Source organism: Roseateles albus (genome assembly GCF_028595345.1).
Taxonomy (GTDB): Bacteria; Pseudomonadota; Gammaproteobacteria; order Burkholderiales; family Burkholderiaceae_C; genus Paucibacter_A; species Paucibacter_A albus.
The window spans coordinates 38,523-55,945 of sequence record NZ_JAQQXT010000011.1; the positions used below are offsets into that span (position 1 = coordinate 38,523).

The window sequence follows — 17,423 nt, forward strand, 5'->3', positions numbered from 1 at the left end:
CGGTGACTCTGCCCTCCATTCGTTTCTAGATTCGCTTCCAAACACAAATTAGGAGAAAGCCATGAAAGGCTTACTGGACCTGTTCAAGCAGTTCACCCCGGATGAACACTTCGACGCCATCAAGATCGGGCTTGCATCGCCCGAGAAGATTCGTTCGTGGTCATTTGGTGAGGTGAAGAAGCCTGAAACCATCAACTACCGCACCTTCAAGCCCGAGCGCGACGGCTTGTTCTGCGCCAAGATCTTCGGGCCTATCAAGGACTACGAATGCCTGTGCGGCAAGTACAAGCGCCTGAAGCATCGCGGCGTTATCTGCGAGAAGTGCGGCGTTGAAGTCACCCAGACCAAGGTTCGCCGTGACCGCATGGGTCATATCGACCTGGCCGCCCCTTGCGCCCACATCTGGTTCCTGAAGTCCCTGCCATCGCGCTTGGGCCTGGTGCTGGACATGACGCTGCGCGACATCGAACGCGTCTTGTACTTTGAAGCATATGTGGTGGTTGACCCAGGCATGACACCGTTGAAGAAATTCACGATCATGACCGAGGATGACTACGACGCGAAGGTCGTTGAGTTCGGTGATGAATTCGTTGCCCTGATGGGTGCCGAAGGCGTCAAGCGCTTGCTGGAAGATATGGATCTCGACGTCGAGATCGACCGCCTGCGCAACGACATGACCGGCTCCGAGCTGAAGGTCAAGAAGAATTCCAAGCGCCTCAAGGTGATGGAAGCCTTCAAACGCTCGGGCATCAAGCCAAACTGGATGGTGCTGGAAGTGCTGCCCGTGTTGCCACCGGACCTGCGTCCGCTGGTGCCATTGGACGGCGGCCGCTTTGCGACCTCCGACCTGAACGATCTGTATCGTCGCGTCATCAACCGCAACAACCGTCTGGCTCGTCTGCTGGAGTTGAAGGCCCCTGAGATCATCGTGCGCAACGAAAAGCGCATGTTGCAGGAAGCGGTTGACTCGCTGCTGGACAACGGTCGTCGCGGCAAGGCCATGACCGGCGCCAACAAGCGGGCGTTGAAGTCGCTGGCCGACATGATCAAGGGCAAGGGCGGTCGTTTCCGTCAGAACTTGCTGGGCAAGCGCGTCGACTACTCTGGCCGTTCGGTCATTGTGGTGGGCCCAACGCTGAAGCTGCATCAGTGCGGTTTGCCCAAGTTGATGGCGCTTGAGTTGTTCAAGCCCTTCATCTTCTCGCGCCTCGAGGCCATGGGCATCGCGACGACGATCAAGGCCGCCAAGAAGGAAGTCGAATCCGGCTCGCCAGTCGTTTGGGACATCCTGGAAGAGGTCATCAAGGAGCATCCGGTGCTCTTGAACCGTGCGCCTACGCTGCACCGTTTGGGCATTCAGGCCTTTGAGCCTGTGTTGATCGAAGGCAAGGCCATTCAGCTGCACCCGCTGGTTTGCGCCGCCTTCAACGCCGACTTCGACGGTGACCAGATGGCTGTTCACGTGCCGCTGTCGATCGAAGCGCAAATGGAAGCCCGCACGCTGATGCTGGCCTCCAACAACGTGCTGTTCCCGGCTTCGGGCGAGCCGTCGATCGTGCCGTCGCAAGACGTGGTGCTGGGCTTGTACTACGCCACCCGCGAGCGCATCAACGGCAAGGGCGAGGGCATGGTCTTCTCGGACATCTCCGAGTTGATCCGCGCCTTGGAAAACGGTGCCGTTGAAATCACTGCCCGTATCAATGTGCGCATGGTGCAGTACACCAAGGGCGCCGTGGTCGAAGGTCAGGAGATCGAATGGATCCCCGAGACCAAGCTGGTTAGCACGACCGTTGGTCGCGCGTTGCTGAGCGAAATCTTGCCCAAGGGCTTGCCGTTCGCCAATATCGACAAGGCGCTGAAGAAGAAAGAAATCTCCAAGTTGATCAATATGTCATTCCGCAAGTGCGGTCTGAAGGAAACGGTCGTCTTGGCAGACAAGCTGCTGCAAGCTGGTTTCAAGCTGGCAACGCGTGCAGGTATTTCGATCGCTGTTGACGACATGTTGGTGCCGCCCGAGAAGCCGATGCTGATCGAGCGCGCCGAGAAGGAAGTCAAGGAGATCGAACAGCAGTACATCTCCGGTTTGGTGACTTCCGGCGAGCGTTACAACAAGGTGGTGGACATCTGGGGCAAGACCGGCGACGAAGTCGGCAAGGTCATGATGAGCCAGCTGTCCAAGCAGAAGACGACCGACCGTCACGGCAATCAGGTGGATCAGGAGTCCTTCAACTCGATTTACATGATGGCTGACTCGGGCGCTCGAGGTTCTGCCGCTCAGATTCGCCAGCTCTCCGGTATGCGGGGTTTGATGGCCAAGCCTGACGGCTCCATCATCGAGACGCCGATTACCGCGAACTTCCGCGAAGGTCTGAACGTTCTGCAGTACTTCATTTCCACCCACGGTGCTCGTAAGGGTCTGGCGGATACGGCTTTGAAGACAGCGAACTCGGGTTACCTGACACGTCGCCTGGTGGACGTGACGCAAGACTTGGTGGTGATCGAAGAAGATTGCGGTACCGAAAACGGTATGGCGATGCGCGCTCTGGTTGAGGGCGGTGAAGTGATCGAGTCCTTGCGTGACCGCGTGCTCGGCCGCGTGACTGCGATCGACGTGCTGCATCCAGAAACGCAAGCGGTTGTGTTGCCTGCGCTCAGCATGCTGGACGAAGACACGCTGGACATGCTGGAAACGCATGGCGTGGACGAGATCAAGGTCCGCACGCCGCTGACCTGCGCGACCCGTTTCGGTCTGTGCGCCCATTGCTACGGTCGCGACCTGGGTCGTGGTGGCATGGTCAATATCGGTGAAGCCGTCGGTGTGATCGCGGCGCAGTCGATCGGTGAGCCGGGTACCCAGCTGACCATGCGTACCTTCCACATCGGTGGTGCGGCTTCGCGTGCGGCGGTTGCTTCCAGCGTAGATGCCAAGTCCGAAGGCTTGATCGGCTTCAATGCGACGATGCGCTACGTGACCAACGGCAAGGGTGATTTGGTGGTGATTTCGCGTTCCGGCGAAATCATCATTGCCGATCCCCATGGCCGTGAGCGCGAGCGTCACAAGGTGCCTTACGGCGCCGTGTTGAGCATCCGTGCTGATCAAGCCATCAAGGCCGGTACTATTCTTGCCAATTGGGATCCGCTGACCCGTCCAATCATTACCGAGTTCGCCGGTCAGGCGAAGTTCGAGAATGTGGAAGAGGGCGTCACCGTGGCCAAGCAGGTCGACGAAGTGACCGGTTTGTCCACACTGGTGGTGATTGACGCCAAGCGCCGCGGCGCGACCAAGGTGGTGCGTCCACAGGTCAAGTTGCTCGACGCCAATGGCAACGAAGTCAAGATTCCTGGCACCGATCACTCGGTGACGATTGGCTTCCCAGTCGGCGCGCTGATTCAGGTGCGCGACGGTCAAGAATTGGCTCCGGGCGAAGTGCTGGCTCGTATCCCCATGGAAGGTCAGAAAACGCGAGACATTACCGGCGGCTTGCCGCGGGTTGCCGAGCTGTTTGAGGCCCGTTCACCTAAGGATGTGGGTCTGCTGGCCGAGATGACCGGTACGGTCTCCTTCGGTAAGGAAACCAAGGGCAAGAATCGCCTGGAAATTACCGATCCGGATGGCAAGAAGCACGAAGAGCTGGTGCCCAAGGAGAAGAACATCTTGGTGCACGAAGGCCAGGTGGTCAACCGCGGCGAATTGATTGTGGACGGCTCGGCCGACCCTCAAGACATCCTGCGTTTGCTGGGTATCGAAGAGCTGGCTCGCTACATCGTCGACGAAGTGCAGGACGTGTATCGCTTGCAGGGCGTGAAGATCAACGACAAGCACATCGAGGTGATCGTTCGCCAGATGCTGCGTCGCGTGCAAATCACCAACTCTGGCGATTCGAAGTACATCATCAACGAGCAAGTTGAGCGCTCGGAGCTGTTGGATACCAACGACCGTCTGCGCAAGGAAGGCAAGATGATTGCCACCCACGTCGACGTGCTGATGGGTATTACCAAGGCTTCCCTGTCGACCGACTCCTTCATCTCGGCGGCTTCCTTCCAGGAAACCACCCGCGTGCTGACCGAGGCTGCCATCATGGGCAAGCGCGACGAGCTGCGCGGCTTGAAGGAAAACGTCATCGTTGGACGTTTGATCCCGGCAGGTACAGGCATGGCATTCCACCGTGCTCGTATTGCCAAGGAAAAGATGGACGACACCGAGCGTCGCGCGATTGCTCAGCAGGAGGCCGAAGAATTGGCTTCCGCCCAGATGGCTCACGTTGACGCGGACATCGAAGGTAGTGCTGAATAATCACTGAGAGCTTTCGCCCTCAATTGAAAAGGCCGCCCTATGGGCGGCCTTTCTTCATTCTGCTTGCGAAACTCCCGTGGCTGCGGGTGTTGCCTGCTTGATCCAAGCCTCCGGCGTCATGATCGCAAGCCCGGCTCGCCGCGCACGTTTCGCCAAGGCCAAAACCGCCCGGTCGCGCGAAATCAGAAAGCTCGCCTGTTCGGCCAAGGCTAAGTCGATGAACATCTGATCGTCCTTGTCCCGGCAGACCAGCCGAACCGCGGGCAGGGGATCCTTTTCTATCAGATGGCACCAGCGCGCAAACTCTTGGTCAATCAAAACAAGATCGGGCCCGTAACTCGCGGCAATGCCGCGCCCCAGCACATGCAGTAACTCCGCCTTCATGGCGGCGAGGCCAATCCATCTCAAGGCCTGGGTTTGCACGGCCTGAATCAAAGGGGCAACGCTTTGATTGTTGAAGACCAACCAATCCATGATGACTTGGGTGTCAATGACAACCTTCGGTGGAGCTGCGTTCGTGGGGACTGGGATTACTGGGATCATCGTGGGCGTGTTGTGACTTGAATCCATAGACTTCCGACCTGGGACAACTGGTCAACTGTGGGTATTAGTCGAGGGAAAAGGTAGGCGATCCACCTGCGGCAAATGCGCCACTTGTATCTTAGGACTGTTCTGGACTACAATCACAGGCTCTTCGGCGGGCCTTGCTGCGCATTTCGCGCGGCCGAAGCATCCTCAAGTGCTCCGCATGGCGCGGCGCACTAAGAAAATCCGGCGAATTCCTTTGGGTTTGTCGGTTTTGCAAGGGGCTACACAGGGCTTGCACTCATCCTGAGTGCCTTTGAGCCGAAGCGTGTGACTTCAAACGGGAACAAGTTACTTATGCCAACAATCAATCAACTCGTGCGCCACGGTCGAGAGACCGAGGTCACGAAATCTAAGTCGCCAGCGATGCAGGGTTGCCCCCAGCGTCGTGGCGTGTGCACTCGTGTGTACACCACGACTCCTAAGAAGCCTAACTCGGCTTTGCGTAAAGTCGCCAAGGTGCGTCTGACCAACGGTTTCGAGGTTATCTCGTACATCGGCGGTGAAGGCCACAACTTGCAAGAGCACAGCGTTGTGCTGGTGCGCGGCGGCCGGGTCAAGGACTTGCCAGGTGTGCGTTACCACATCGTGCGTGGATCACTCGACTTGCAGGGCGTGAAAGACCGCAAGCAGTCGCGCTCCAAGTACGGCGCGAAGCGTCCGAAGAACAAGTAATACAAGCCATGTCGGCCCGGCATTTTGCTGGCGCTCGATATTTTTCGACTCATGTCGCTCTCAAGAGTGGCAATAGATCGAGTAAGTGGATGCCCCAGAAGTCGGTGGCCATCCAACGGTGCAGGGCATATGCCCGTACCAACTGAAGCAAGAGGAAGAATCCCATGCCACGTCGTCGCGAAGTACCCAAGCGGGAAATCCTGCCTGATCCAAAATTCGGTAATGTTGACCTGTCCAAATTCATGAACGTGATCATGGAATCGGGCAAGAAGGCCGTTGCAGAGCGCATCATTTATGGCGCTTTGGAGCAAATCGAAAAGAAGGCCGGCAAAGACCCGCTGGAAGTGTTCATGGTCGCCCTGAACAACGTCAAGCCAATGGTTGAAGTGAAGTCACGCCGTGTCGGCGGTGCAAACTACCAAGTTCCCGTGGAAGTTCGCCCCGTTCGTCGGATGGCTTTGGCCATGCGTTGGCTGAAGGAATCGGCCCGCAAGCGCGGTGAGAAGTCGATGTTCCAGCGTTTGGCTAACGAATTGCTCGAGGCTGCTGAAGGCCGCGGCGGCGCCATGAAAAAGCGTGACGAAGTTCACCGCATGGCAGAAGCCAACAAGGCGTTCTCGCACTTCCGCTTCTAAACTACCAAGTTCCGGCCGCCTCGGGTTAATACTAACCCGCTGGCGGCTCCTGCCTTTTTGGAGTGACATCATGGCACGCAAGACCCCTATCGAGCGCTACCGCAATATCGGTATCTCGGCGCACATTGACGCCGGTAAGACAACGACGACAGAGCGGATCCTTTACTACACCGGTGTGAACCACAAGATCGGTGAAGTCCATGATGGCGCTGCCACCATGGACTGGATGGAACAAGAGCAAGAGCGCGGCATCACGATTACGTCGGCTGCCACGACTTGCTTCTGGAAGGGCATGGACGCAAGCCGCGCCGAGCACCGCATCAACATCATTGACACCCCCGGGCACGTTGACTTCACGATCGAAGTTGAGCGTTCGATGCGTGTGTTGGACGGTGCTTGCATGGTCTATTGCGCCGTCGGTGGCGTGCAGCCACAGTCCGAGACTGTGTGGCGCCAGGCTAACAAGTACAAGGTTCCACGCCTTGCTTTCGTCAACAAGATGGACCGCACGGGCGCCAACTTCTACAAGGTCTATGACCAGATGAAGGCACGTCTGAAGGCCAATCCAGTGCCCGTGGTGCTGCCGATTGGTGCCGAAGACAACTTCCAAGGCGTCATCGACTTGACCGTGATGAAGGCCATCTACTGGGACGAAGCGTCCCAGGGTATGAAGTTCGACTACCGTGAAATCCCGGCTGAACTGCTGGCGGAAGCACAAAAGTGGCGCGACAACCTGGTTGAAGCCGCCGCCGAGTCGAACGAAGACATGATGAACAAGTACCTGGAAACCGGTGAACTCAGCGATGCTGAAGTCATGCAGGGCATCCGTACGCGTACCTTGGCTGCCGAAATCCAGCCGATGTTCTGCGGTACCGCGTTCAAGAACAAGGGCGTGCAGCGCATGCTGGACGGCGTGATCGACTTCATGCCTTCGCCGCTGGACGTTCCTCCAGTGCCGGGCACGGACGAAGACGACAAGCCAGTGACTCGCGAAGCGTCTGACTCGGCCAAGTTCTCGGCTCTGGCCTTCAAGCTGATGACCGACCCGTATGTGGGTCAGCTGACTTTCGTGCGCGTCTATTCGGGCGTCTTGAAGTCGGGTGATTCGGTCTACAACCCGATTCGCAGCAAGAAAGAGCGTATCGGTCGTATCTTGCAGATGCACGCCAACCAGCGCGAGGAAATCTCGGAAATTCTGGCCGGCGACATCGCAGCATGCGTGGGCTTGAAGGACGTGACCACCGGCGAAACATTGTGCGATCCAGAGTCGATCATCACCTTGGAAAAGATGGTGTTCCCTGAGCCAGTGATTTCGCAAGCGGTTGAGCCTAAGACCAAGGCCGACCAGGAAAAGATGGGTATCGCTCTGGGCCGTTTGGCCAAGGAAGATCCATCGTTCCGTCTGCGTACCGACGAAGAGTCGGGCCAGACCATCATTTCCGGCATGGGCGAGTTGCACCTGGAAATTATTGTCGATCGCATGAAGCGCGAGTTCGGTGTTGAGGCCAACGTCGGCAAGCCGCAAGTGGCCTACCGCGAAACCATTCGCAAGTCGGTTGCGGATGTCGACGGCAAGTTCGTTCGTCAGTCGGGCGGTAAGGGTCAATACGGTCACGTGGTGCTGACGGTTGAGCCGCAAGAGCCGGGCAAGGGCTTCGAGTTCGTCGACGCGATCAAGGGCGGTGTGGTTCCACGTGAATTCATCCCTGCGGTTGAGAAGGGTGTGCTTGAGTCGCTGCCTAACGGCGTGTTGGCCGGCTTCCCGGTTGTGGACGTGAAGGTCACATTGACTTTCGGTTCCTACCACGAAGTTGACTCGAACGAAAACGCGTTCAAGATGGCTGCTTCCTTGGGCTTCAAGGAAGGCTGCCGCCGCGCTTCGCCGGTGATTCTGGAGCCAATGATGGCTGTGGAAGTCGAAACGCCTGAAGACTACGCCGGTAACGTGATGGGCGATCTGTCCAGCCGTCGCGGTATGGTTCAAGGCATGGACGACATGGTCGGTGGCGGCAAGGTCATCAAGGCCGAAGTTCCGTTGTCGGAAATGTTCGGCTACTCGACCACACTGCGTTCTGCGACCCAGGGTCGTGCCACGTACACGATGGAGTTCAAGCATTACAGCGAAGCTCCTAAGAACGTGGCCGAGGCGATCATTACCGCCCGCGGTAAGTAAGAGTCTTTGGAGAGGTTGGCCTTTGGGCTGACCTCTTTTTGCATTTCAAGTTCGTCTTTGCAGTCGCTACCCCAATTGCCAATCGTTGGGGGTTCAAGGTGCTGTGGAAACGCTAAACCAGTAGATTGGCAAAATGCTCTTTTCGGAGAATACAAATGGCAAAAAGCAAATTTGAACGTACCAAGCCGCACGTCAATGTGGGCACGATCGGTCACGTTGACCATGGCAAGACCACGCTGACGGCTGCTATCGCGACCGTGCTGTCGAAGAAGTTTGGCGGCGAGGCCAAGGCTTACGACCAGATCGACGCAGCACCGGAAGAAAAAGCCCGCGGCATCACGATCAACACTGCTCACGTTGAGTACGAGACGGCCGGCCGTCACTACGCACACGTGGACTGCCCAGGCCACGCTGACTATGTGAAGAACATGATCACCGGCGCGGCGCAGATGGACGGCGCGATTCTGGTTTGCTCGGCCGCTGACGGCCCGATGCCACAGACCCGCGAGCACATCTTGTTGGCTCGTCAGGTGGGCGTGAAGTACATCATCGTCTTCCTGAACAAGTGCGACATGGTGGACGACGCTGAGTTGCTGGAACTGGTCGAAATGGAAGTGCGCGAGCTCTTGTCCAAGTACGACTTCCCTGGCGACGACACACCGATCATCAAGGGTTCGGCCAAGTTGGCGCTGGAAGGCGACACAGGCCCCTTGGGCGAAGGCGCGATCATGGCTCTGGCCGAAGCGCTGGACAGCTACATTCCCCAGCCTGAGCGTGCCATGGACGGCGCCTTCTTGCTGCCGGTTGAAGACGTGTTCTCGATCTCTGGCCGCGGCACCGTGGTGACTGGTCGTATCGAGCGCGGCATCATCAAGGTCGGCGAAGAAATCGAAATCGTTGGTATCCGTGATGTCCAGAAGACAACCGTGACCGGCGTGGAAATGTTCCGCAAGTTGCTCGATCAAGGTCAAGCTGGTGACAACGTCGGCATCTTGCTGCGCGGCACCAAGCGTGAAGATGTTGAGCGCGGCCAAGTGCTGAGCAAGCCGGGTTCGATCAAGCCACACACCCACTTCACGGCTGAGGTGTATGTCTTGTCGAAGGAAGAGGGCGGCCGTCACACGCCGTTCTTCAACAACTACCGTCCACAGTTCTACTTCCGTACAACTGACGTGACCGGTGCTGTTGAGCTGCCAGCGGACAAGGAAATGGTTATGCCTGGCGATAACGTCGGTATGACGATCAAGTTGATCGCTCCGATCGCGATGGAAACTGGTCTGCGCTTCGCGATTCGCGAAGGTGGCCGTACCGTTGGTTCGGGCGTGGTTGCTACGATCATCGCCTAAGACTTTTGCGTGACCGGTCCTGCTTGCCGCGAGTGGTAGCAAGCAGGGCTTCACCCACTTCGCGGCTCTGTGCCGCTCGCTCTTTGAAGGAATCGTCATGCAAAAGCAAAAGATCCGCATCCGCCTGAAGGCGTTTGACTACAAGTTGATCGATCAATCGGCAGCTGAAATCGTTGAAACCGCCAAGCGCACTGGCGCCATCGTCAAGGGCCCAGTGCCATTGCCGACACGCATGCAGCGCTTCGATATCCTGCGTTCGCCGCACGTCAACAAGACATCGCGCGACCAGTTCGAAATCCGTACGCACCAGCGTTTGATGGACATCGTTGATCCTACCGACAAGACAGTTGATGCTTTGATGAAGCTCGACCTGCCTGCCGGCGTCGACGTCGAGATCAAGTTGCAGTAAAAACATCGATCCACTTCGGTGGATTGATGGCCAGGGCAGCCGCCAAGGCGGCCCTTTTTTGTTGGCGAGATAGGTGGCACTTGCGCTAGTCGCAACTTTCACGCTATACTCGCCAGCTTTTCCGCGGAGGAATTTCCTGCGCGGAATTTGGCGCAGCACAGGTTTGGCCCGCAAGGGTTAGGTCATTCATGTGTTGCACTGGTCAGCCCGGCCAATCGATGTCGGGTGTATGTAAATGGCTTCCAGGGTCAACCTGAGGGGCTGGAGAAAAACATGAGTCTAAGCAATCGTCTCGGATTGCTGGGCCGCAAGGTGGGCATGATGCGCATCTTCACAGACGACGGCGACGCCGTTCCTGTGACGGTGCTGGATGTGTCCAACAACCGCGTGACCCAGATCAAGACCGTAGAGACCGACGGCTACACCGCCATTCAGGTGGCGTTCGGTACGCGCATAGCATCGCGCGTCACCAAGCCGGAAGCCGGACACCTCGCCAAGGCGGGTGTTGAGGCTGGTGAAGTCATGAGCGAATTCCGCGTTACCGCTGATGTTGCAGCTGAATACAAGGCTGGCGTGCAAGTGCCAATCTCCTTGTTTGCAATTGGTCAGTTGGTTGACGTTCAAGGAACTTCGATCGGTAAAGGCTTTGCCGGTACCATCAAGCGTCACAACTTCCACTCGCAGCGTGCTTCGCACGGTAACAGTCGGTCGCACAATGTTCCTGGTTCCATTTCGATGGCTCAGGATCCTGGTCGGGTTTTCCCCGGCAAGAAGATGTGCGGTCACATGGGTGATGAGTCCGTGACAACACAAAACCTGGACATCGTGCGCATTGACGAGGCTCGTCAACTGCTGCTGGTCCGTGGTGCTGTGCCGGGCTCCAAGAACGGCCACGTTGTCGTTCGCCCTGCCGTCAAGGTCAAGCTCAAGAAGGGAGCCATCTGATGCAGCTCGAGCTCCTGAATGAACAAGGTCAGGCCACCGCTAAGGTGGACGCTCCTGACACGCTGTTTGCTCGCGACTACAACGAAGCCCTGGTTCACCAGGTGGTCGTGGCCTTCCAGGCCAACGCCCGCCAAGGTACCCGCGCCCAGAAGGATCGCGAACAAGTTAAGCACTCGACGAAGAAGCCTTTCCGTCAAAAGGGAACTGGCCGTGCTCGTGCTGGTATGACTTCCTCGCCTTTGTGGCGCGGAGGTGGTCGGATTTTCCCGAACATGCCCGACGAGAACTTCACACACAAGCTCAACAAGAAGATGTATCGCGCCGGTATGGCTGCGATCCTCTCGCAGTTGGCTCGTGAAGGTCGCCTGGCTGTGGTGGATTCGATCACTCTCGAAGCCCCGAAGACCAAGCTCTTGGCCGCTAAATTCAAGGCCATGGGCCTCGAATCGGTGATGGTCATTGCTGACCAAGTGGACGACAACTTGCTGTTGGCATCGCGCAACCTGGCCAATGTGCTGGTTTGCGAGCCACGCTACGCCGATCCGTTGTCGCTGGTCTTCTACAAGAAGGTCCTGGTGACTAAGGCTGCAATGGAACAACTGACGGAGATGCTGGCATGAGCGCCGTAAAGTATTCTGAAGGCCGTTTGGCCCAGGTGTTGCTCGCTCCCATCGTGTCCGAAAAGGCCACGGCGGTTGCTGAAAAGCACAATCAAGTCTTGTTCAAGGTGATGCGCGACGCCACCAAGCCAGAAATCAAGGCCGCTGTTGAACTGATGTTCAAGGTCGAGGTTGAGGCGGTGAACGTGGTGAACGTGAAGGGCAAGGTCAAGAAATTTGGCCGCTCGATCGGTCGCCGTGACCACATCAAGAAGGCTTATGTTTCGCTGAAGGCGGGCCAAGAGCTCAACTTCACCGGGGAGGCTGCGTAATGGCTGTCGTTAAAGTCAAACCTACTTCACCTGGCCGCCGTGCCGTCGTGAAGGTGGTGCACAAGCATCTGCATAAGGGCGCGCCCGAAGCATCGTTGCTTGAGCCACAAAAGCAAAATTCCGGCCGTAATAACAACGGTCACATCACGGTTCGCCATCGGGGCGGCGGTCACAAGCAGCACTATCGGCTTGTCGACTTCAAGCGCAACAAGGACGGTATTCCGGCCAAGGTTGAGCGCATTGAGTACGACCCAAACCGCACGGCTCACATCGCTTTGGTGTGTTATGCCGACGGCTTGCGCAGCTACATCATTGCACCGCGTGGCTTGGAAGTGGGTTCAACCGTTTTGAGCGGAGCCGAGGCTCCCATCAAGGCCGGTAACACATTGCCAATCCGCAACATCCCGGTGGGTTCGACCATTCACTGCGTCGAGATGCAGCCTGGCAAGGGTGCGCAAATTGCGCGTTCGGCTGGCGTGTCTGTGGTGCTGATGGCGCGCGAAGGCGTTTACGCCCAGTTGCGCTTGCGCTCCGGTGAAGTCCGCAAGATCCATATCGACTGCCGCGCAACCATTGGCGAAGTCAGCAACGAAGAACACCAACTGCGCCAGTACGGCAAGGCCGGTGCGATCCGTTGGAAGGGTATTCGCCCAACCGTTCGCGGTACAGCGATGAACCCGGTGGATCACCCGCACGGTGGTGGTGAAGGTCGTACCGGTGAAGGCCAGGCGCCTGTGTCGCCGTGGAACACCCTCACGAAGGGCTTCCGCACTCGTAGCAACAAGCGCACGCAGACGTTCATCGTTTCGCGTCGCAAGAAGTAAAGGGTAGGCCATGACTCGTTCACTGAAGAAGGGCCCGTTCATTGATCACCACCTCTTGGCTAAGGTCGAGAAAGCGGTTGCCATCAAGGACAAGAAGCCTATCAAGACTTGGTCGCGTCGCTCGACGATCTTGCCCGAATTCATCGGGTTGACGATCGCTGTGCACAACGGCAAGCAACACGTGCCGGTTTATGTTTCTGACCAAATGGTCGGCCACAAACTGGGCGAATTCGCGCTGACCCGCACCTTCAAAGGCCATCCGGCCGACAAGAAGGCCGGGAAGAAATAAGGACTGAGACGATGGAAACCCGTGCAATCGTTCGCGGAGTCCGCTTGTCTGCCTATAAGGGCAGGCTCGTGGCGGACCTCATCCGCGGCAAGAAGGTGGACCAGGCTCTCAACATCCTGGAATTCACCCAGAAAAAGGCCGCTGGCATCATCAAGAAGGCGCTCGAATCTGCGATCGCCAACGCCGAGCATAACGACGGCGCCGATATTGATGAGCTTAAAGTCACCACGATCTATGTGGAGCAAGGTGCTACGCTGAAGCGTTTTTCTGCCCGGGCCAAAGGCCGTGGCAACCGCATCAGCAAGCCTACTTGCCACATCTTCGTGTCGGTCGGCAACTGAAGGCTGAAGGAAGACTATGGGACAGAAAATACATCCGACCGGTTTTCGCCTGCCTGTCACTCGTAACTGGGCGTCGCGCTGGTATGCGTCGAACAAGAACTTCGCCACCATGTTGGCTGAAGATCTGCAAGTTCGCGAATACCTGAAGGCGAAGCTGAAGAATGCTGCGGTTTCGCGCATTCTGATTGAGCGTCCAGCCAAGAATGCACGCATCACTATTTACTCGGCTCGTCCGGGTGTGGTGATCGGCAAAAAGGGCGAGGACATCGAACACCTGAAGGCCGAACTGACCAAGCGTCTGGGCGTGCCAGTGGCAGTGAACATCGAAGAAGTGCGCAAGCCTGAAATCGATGCTCAACTGATCGCTGACTCGATCACTCAGCAGCTGGAAAAGCGCATCATGTTCCGCCGCGCCATGAAGCGTGCGATGCAGAACGCGATGCGTCTTGGCGCCCTGGGCATCAAGATCATGTCTTCGGGCCGTTTGAACGGTATCGAAATCGCTCGTTGCGAGTGGTATCGCGAAGGACGCGTGCCTCTTCATACGCTGAAGGCTGACATTGACTACGGCTTCTCGGAAGCCAGCACCACTTACGGCATTATTGGCGTGAAGGTCTGGGTTTACCGCGGTGACCGTTTGGCCAATGGCGATGCGCCGGTGATCAAGAGCGATGCAGGTGACGACGATCGTCGCCCACGTCGCAATGCTCGCCCAGGCGCTCCTGCCGGCCGTGGCCGTCCTGGTGACAGCCGTGGTGGTCCGCGTTCGAGTGGCGCTCCTGGTGAGGGCGGCGACAAGCCGGCCGCAACAGGTGACGCAGCCCAGCCCGCTGCCAAGCGCGTGGTCCGCAAGGCCGCGCCCGTTGGTGGCGAGGCCAAAGGAGAATAACAATGCTGCAACCAGCTCGTCGCAAATACCGCAAGGAGCAAAAGGGTCGTAACACTGGTGTTGCAACCCGCGGCGCCGCCGTGTCTTTCGGTGACTTCGGCCTGAAGGCTACCGAACGCGGCCGTCTGACGGCTCGTCAAATTGAAGCTGCACGTCGTGCTATCTCGCGCCATATCAAGCGCGGTGGTCGCATCTTCATCCGCATCTTCCCTGACAAGCCGATCTCCCAGAAGCCTGCTGAAGTCCGGATGGGTAACGGCAAGGGCAATCCAGAGTACTACGTCGCTGAGATTCAGCCAGGCAAGGTGCTCTACGAGATCAACGGTGTGCCAGAAGCCTTGGCTCGCGAAGCGTTCACGTTGGCTGCTGCAAAGCTGCCATTGCGTTGCACCTTCGTGACTCGCCAGGTCGGCACCTGAAGCGGAGAACACCATGAATGCATCTGAACTGCGTAGCAAAGATGTCGCTGCCTTGGAGAAGGAAGTGACCGATCTGCTGAAGGCCCATTTCGGTCTGCGCATGCAAAAAGCGACGCAACAGTTGACCAACCACACTGTGTTGGGCAACACGCGCCGTGACATTGCTCGCGTCAAGACTGTTTTGGCCGAGAAGAAGAAGGGAGCCGCGAAATGACGCAAGCTCAAGAGAAGAACACACGGACCCTGGTGGGCCGTGTGGTCAGCGACAAGCGTTCCAAGACTGTGACCGTGCTCGTTGAGCGCCGTGCCAAGCACGAGCTCTATGGCAAGATCGTCGCGCTGTCCCGCAAGTACCACGCTCATGATGAAAATGGCGAGTACAAGATGGGCGATGTCGTTGAAATCGCTGAAGGCCGTCCAATTTCGAAGACCAAGAGCTGGGTTGTGACCCGCTTGGTCGAGAAGGCTCAAATCGTTTGATTTGGACTGACGGTAAAGACGCAAGACGGCCTCAAGCCTGATTGTGCAGAACGGTCGGAGTGCTGGGGAACCGGCGCCCGGCCGTTTTTTCTTTGAGTCTGCGTGTGTGCAATTCGTTTTTGGAGAACTTTCATGCTGAAAATTGGTGATCAAGTCCCGGCTGGCACTCTTCAAGAGTTTGTCGACGTCGAGGGCGGTGCTTGTTCTATCGGTCCAAACGCAGTGGACGTTGCTGCGGCAACCGCTGGAAAGACAATTGCTGTGTTTGCTCTGCCTGGCGCTTTTACGCCGACCTGCTCCGCTCAGCATGTGCCTGGCTATATCGCTCAAACGGCCGCGCTAAAGGCAGCAGGGGTGGACGAGATCTGGTGCGTGTCGGTCAATGACGTGTTTGTCATGGGTGCTTGGGGCCGGGATCTGGCAGCGGCAGGCAAAGTGCGCATGATGGCCGATGGCAGTGCGGACTTCACCAAGGCGACGGGTTTGACACTTGATCTCGCCACTCGCGGCATGGGCCTACGTTCACAGCGTTACTCGATGTTGTTGGTGAATGGCCAGGTCAAAACGCTCAACATCGAAGCGGCGGGTAAATTTGAAGTCAGTGACGCGAACACGATGTTGGCGCAAGCGGCTGCTCTCTAAGTCCTGATTGGTACTGAGTGGCGGAAGTATCTCCGTCACTCTTTTAAAAGTTATTTCACGCCGAGGCTTGACGGTCGCTTAGCTTTTGATGCACAATCTAAAGCTTCGCCGAACGCAAGGCGCATTTCATGATGCGTTAAGGCCTCGGATCCGCCCTCTACTGCTGGGTGCAAGGTCATCACGGGTGTGATGGGTTTTCACTTGGTCAACGGGCCCAAGACTGACCGATGAACTCCCTGGCCTAGGCTTGGTGGTGATTTGGGAAAAGTTGGGGATAGACATGATTCAAATGCAATCGCGACTCGACGTCGCGGACAACACTGGCGCTAAATCCGTCATGTGCATCAAAGTGCTTGGTGGTTCCAGGCGCCGGTATGCAGGGATTGGTGACATTATCAAGGTCAGCATCAAAGAAGCTGCGCCTCGGTCCCGAGTTAAAAAGGGCGAGGTTTACAGTGCAGTGGTCGTTCGTACCGCCAAGGGTGTTCGTCGTCAGGACGGCTCGCTGGTCAAGTTCGACGGCAATGCTGCTGTGCTGCTGAACGCCAAGCTGGAGCCAATCGGCACTCGCATCTTTGGCCCCGTGACGCGTGAATTGCGTACCGAGCGGTTTATGAAGATCGTGTCGCTGGCGCCTGAAGTGCTCTGAGCGCGGCCACAGTAAAAGGTATTGCCATGAACAAGATTCGCAAAGGCGACGAGGTCATTGTTTTGACCGGTCGCGACAAGGGCAAACGCGGCGCAGTAGCGCAGCGTATTGACCAAGATCACATCGTTGTTGACGGTGTGAATATGGTCAAGAAGCACGTCAAGCCAAACCCAATGAAGGGTACTACTGGCGGCGTGGTCGACAAGACGATGCCTATCCATCAATCCAACGTGGCGATTTTTAACGCTGCATCCGGTAAGGCCGATCGCGTGGGCATTAAGTTGCTAGCCGACGGCAAGAAGGTGCGCGTCTATAAGTCGACCGGCGAAGAGATCAAGGCCTAAGGGGTTCGACATGGCTCGTTTGCAAGCGTTTTATCGCGAAAAAGTTGTGCCCGGCCTGACTGAAAAGTTTGGCTACACGTCGGTCATGGAGGTGCCACGCATCACCAAGATCACACTCAATATGGGTGTGAGCGAGGCCGTAGCCGACAAGAAGGTTATGGATCACGCAGTCAGTGACCTGACTAAGATCGCTGGTCAAAAGCCAGTTGTCACCAAGTCTAAGAAGGCGATTGCGGGTTTCAAGATCCGTGACTCGGTGCCTATCGGTTGCATGGTGACGCTGCGTGGCGTTCAGATGTATGAGTTCTTGGATCGTTTTGTAACTATCGCCTTGCCGCGTGTGCGTGACTTCCGGGGTATCTCCGGCCGCTCGTTCGACGGCCGTGGTAACTACAACATCGGCGTCAAAGAACAAATCATCTTCCCCGAGATCGATTACGACAAGGTGGATGCGCTGCGTGGGCTGAACATCAGCATCACCACCTCTGCCAAGACGGACGATGAGTGCAAGGCCTTGCTGGCAGCATTCAAGTTTCCGTTCAAGAACTGAGGT

General features: G+C 57.2%; 21 protein-coding genes. 20 read left to right on the plus strand and 1 reads right to left on the minus strand.

Annotated features, from left to right (window positions below):
* The first annotated feature begins 61 nt into the window (after window positions 1-61).
* Entirely contained in the window at window positions 62-4,294 is a 4,233-nt protein-coding gene (gene rpoC / locus PRZ03_RS17005; protein ID WP_263535998.1) for a DNA-directed RNA polymerase subunit beta', read from the plus strand.
* A 54-nt stretch (window positions 4,295-4,348) separates the two neighbouring features.
* Here the strand turns inward: rpoC and PRZ03_RS17010 are convergent, their stop codons facing one another.
* A complete protein-coding gene (locus tag PRZ03_RS17010; protein WP_338109618.1) occupies window positions 4,349-4,864 on the minus strand; it encodes a PIN domain-containing protein in 516 nt (171 codons plus the stop codon).
* A gap of 312 nt (window positions 4,865-5,176) precedes the next feature.
* On the opposite strand from PRZ03_RS17010, the gene rpsL reads away from it, so the two are divergent.
* The 19 genes from rpsL (at window position 5,177) to rplE (ending at window position 17,420) form a co-directional block, all read left to right on the plus strand.
* Complete coding sequence (gene rpsL, locus PRZ03_RS17015; RefSeq protein ID WP_058721899.1) at window positions 5,177-5,554, plus strand: 30S ribosomal protein S12; 378 nt, start codon at window positions 5,177-5,179, stop codon at window positions 5,552-5,554.
* 164 nt (window positions 5,555-5,718) lie between these two features.
* Window positions 5,719-6,189, plus strand: coding sequence for a 30S ribosomal protein S7 (gene rpsG / locus PRZ03_RS17020; protein WP_263535996.1), 471 nt, complete (start codon window positions 5,719-5,721; stop codon window positions 6,187-6,189).
* A 70-nt stretch (window positions 6,190-6,259) separates the two neighbouring features.
* Entirely contained in the window at window positions 6,260-8,362 is a 2,103-nt protein-coding gene (gene fusA / locus PRZ03_RS17025; RefSeq protein ID WP_273601449.1) for an elongation factor G, read from the plus strand.
* A gap of 155 nt (window positions 8,363-8,517) precedes the next feature.
* Window positions 8,518-9,708, plus strand: coding sequence for an elongation factor Tu (tuf, locus tag PRZ03_RS17030; RefSeq protein WP_273601445.1), 1,191 nt, complete (start codon window positions 8,518-8,520; stop codon window positions 9,706-9,708).
* Between the two features lie 97 nt (window positions 9,709-9,805).
* Window positions 9,806-10,117, plus strand: coding sequence for a 30S ribosomal protein S10 (gene rpsJ / locus PRZ03_RS17035; RefSeq protein WP_058721902.1), 312 nt, complete (start codon window positions 9,806-9,808; stop codon window positions 10,115-10,117).
* A 273-nt stretch (window positions 10,118-10,390) separates the two neighbouring features.
* Complete coding sequence (gene rplC, locus PRZ03_RS17040; protein ID WP_273601450.1) at window positions 10,391-11,062, plus strand: 50S ribosomal protein L3; 672 nt, start codon at window positions 10,391-10,393, stop codon at window positions 11,060-11,062.
* Window positions 11,062-11,682, plus strand: a complete 621-nt coding sequence (gene rplD, locus PRZ03_RS17045; RefSeq protein WP_263535992.1) for a 50S ribosomal protein L4 — start codon at window positions 11,062-11,064, stop codon at window positions 11,680-11,682. Before rplC ends, rplD begins: the two co-directional genes overlap by 1 nt.
* On the plus strand, window positions 11,679-11,993 hold the full coding sequence (gene rplW / locus PRZ03_RS17050; RefSeq protein ID WP_263558994.1) for a 50S ribosomal protein L23: 315 nt from the start codon (window positions 11,679-11,681) through the stop codon (window positions 11,991-11,993). Before rplD ends, rplW begins: the two co-directional genes overlap by 4 nt.
* Window positions 11,993-12,817 carry a 50S ribosomal protein L2 gene (rplB, locus tag PRZ03_RS17055; protein ID WP_263535990.1) on the plus strand — a complete coding sequence of 275 codons (825 nt, stop codon included), beginning with the start codon at window positions 11,993-11,995 and terminating at the stop codon, window positions 12,815-12,817. The genes rplW and rplB overlap by 1 nt, the downstream gene beginning before the upstream one ends.
* A gap of 10 nt (window positions 12,818-12,827) precedes the next feature.
* Window positions 12,828-13,106, plus strand: a complete 279-nt coding sequence (gene rpsS, locus PRZ03_RS17060; RefSeq protein WP_263535989.1) for a 30S ribosomal protein S19 — start codon at window positions 12,828-12,830, stop codon at window positions 13,104-13,106.
* An 11-nt stretch (window positions 13,107-13,117) separates the two neighbouring features.
* Window positions 13,118-13,447 (plus strand): 50S ribosomal protein L22, encoded by a 330-nt coding sequence (rplV, locus tag PRZ03_RS17065; protein ID WP_263535988.1) that lies wholly within the window; start codon window positions 13,118-13,120, stop codon window positions 13,445-13,447.
* A 16-nt stretch (window positions 13,448-13,463) separates the two neighbouring features.
* Window positions 13,464-14,336, plus strand: a complete 873-nt coding sequence (gene rpsC / locus PRZ03_RS17070) for a 30S ribosomal protein S3 (protein WP_273601451.1) — start codon at window positions 13,464-13,466, stop codon at window positions 14,334-14,336.
* Window positions 14,337-14,338: 2 nt separating this feature from the next.
* Window positions 14,339-14,755, plus strand: coding sequence for a 50S ribosomal protein L16 (gene rplP / locus PRZ03_RS17075; protein ID WP_263535986.1), 417 nt, complete (start codon window positions 14,339-14,341; stop codon window positions 14,753-14,755).
* Window positions 14,756-14,768: 13 nt separating this feature from the next.
* A complete protein-coding gene (rpmC, locus tag PRZ03_RS17080; protein WP_263535985.1) occupies window positions 14,769-14,969 on the plus strand; it encodes a 50S ribosomal protein L29 in 201 nt (66 codons plus the stop codon).
* The gene (rpsQ, locus tag PRZ03_RS17085; RefSeq protein ID WP_263535984.1) at window positions 14,966-15,235 is read left to right on the plus strand and encodes a 30S ribosomal protein S17; all 270 of its coding nucleotides are present in this window, start codon (window positions 14,966-14,968) and stop codon (window positions 15,233-15,235) included. The genes rpmC and rpsQ overlap by 4 nt, the downstream gene beginning before the upstream one ends.
* 132 nt (window positions 15,236-15,367) lie before the next feature.
* Window positions 15,368-15,877, plus strand: a complete 510-nt coding sequence (locus tag PRZ03_RS17090) for a peroxiredoxin (protein ID WP_273601452.1) — start codon at window positions 15,368-15,370, stop codon at window positions 15,875-15,877.
* A 280-nt stretch (window positions 15,878-16,157) separates the two neighbouring features.
* Window positions 16,158-16,526 carry a 50S ribosomal protein L14 gene (rplN, locus tag PRZ03_RS17095; protein WP_263535982.1) on the plus strand — a complete coding sequence of 123 codons (369 nt, stop codon included), beginning with the start codon at window positions 16,158-16,160 and terminating at the stop codon, window positions 16,524-16,526.
* A 26-nt stretch (window positions 16,527-16,552) separates the two neighbouring features.
* Window positions 16,553-16,870 carry a 50S ribosomal protein L24 gene (gene rplX / locus PRZ03_RS17100; RefSeq protein WP_263535981.1) on the plus strand — a complete coding sequence of 106 codons (318 nt, stop codon included), beginning with the start codon at window positions 16,553-16,555 and terminating at the stop codon, window positions 16,868-16,870.
* 10 nt (window positions 16,871-16,880) lie between these two features.
* The gene (gene rplE, locus PRZ03_RS17105; protein ID WP_263535980.1) at window positions 16,881-17,420 is read left to right on the plus strand and encodes a 50S ribosomal protein L5; all 540 of its coding nucleotides are present in this window, start codon (window positions 16,881-16,883) and stop codon (window positions 17,418-17,420) included.
* Window positions 17,421-17,423: the final 3 nt, after the last annotated feature.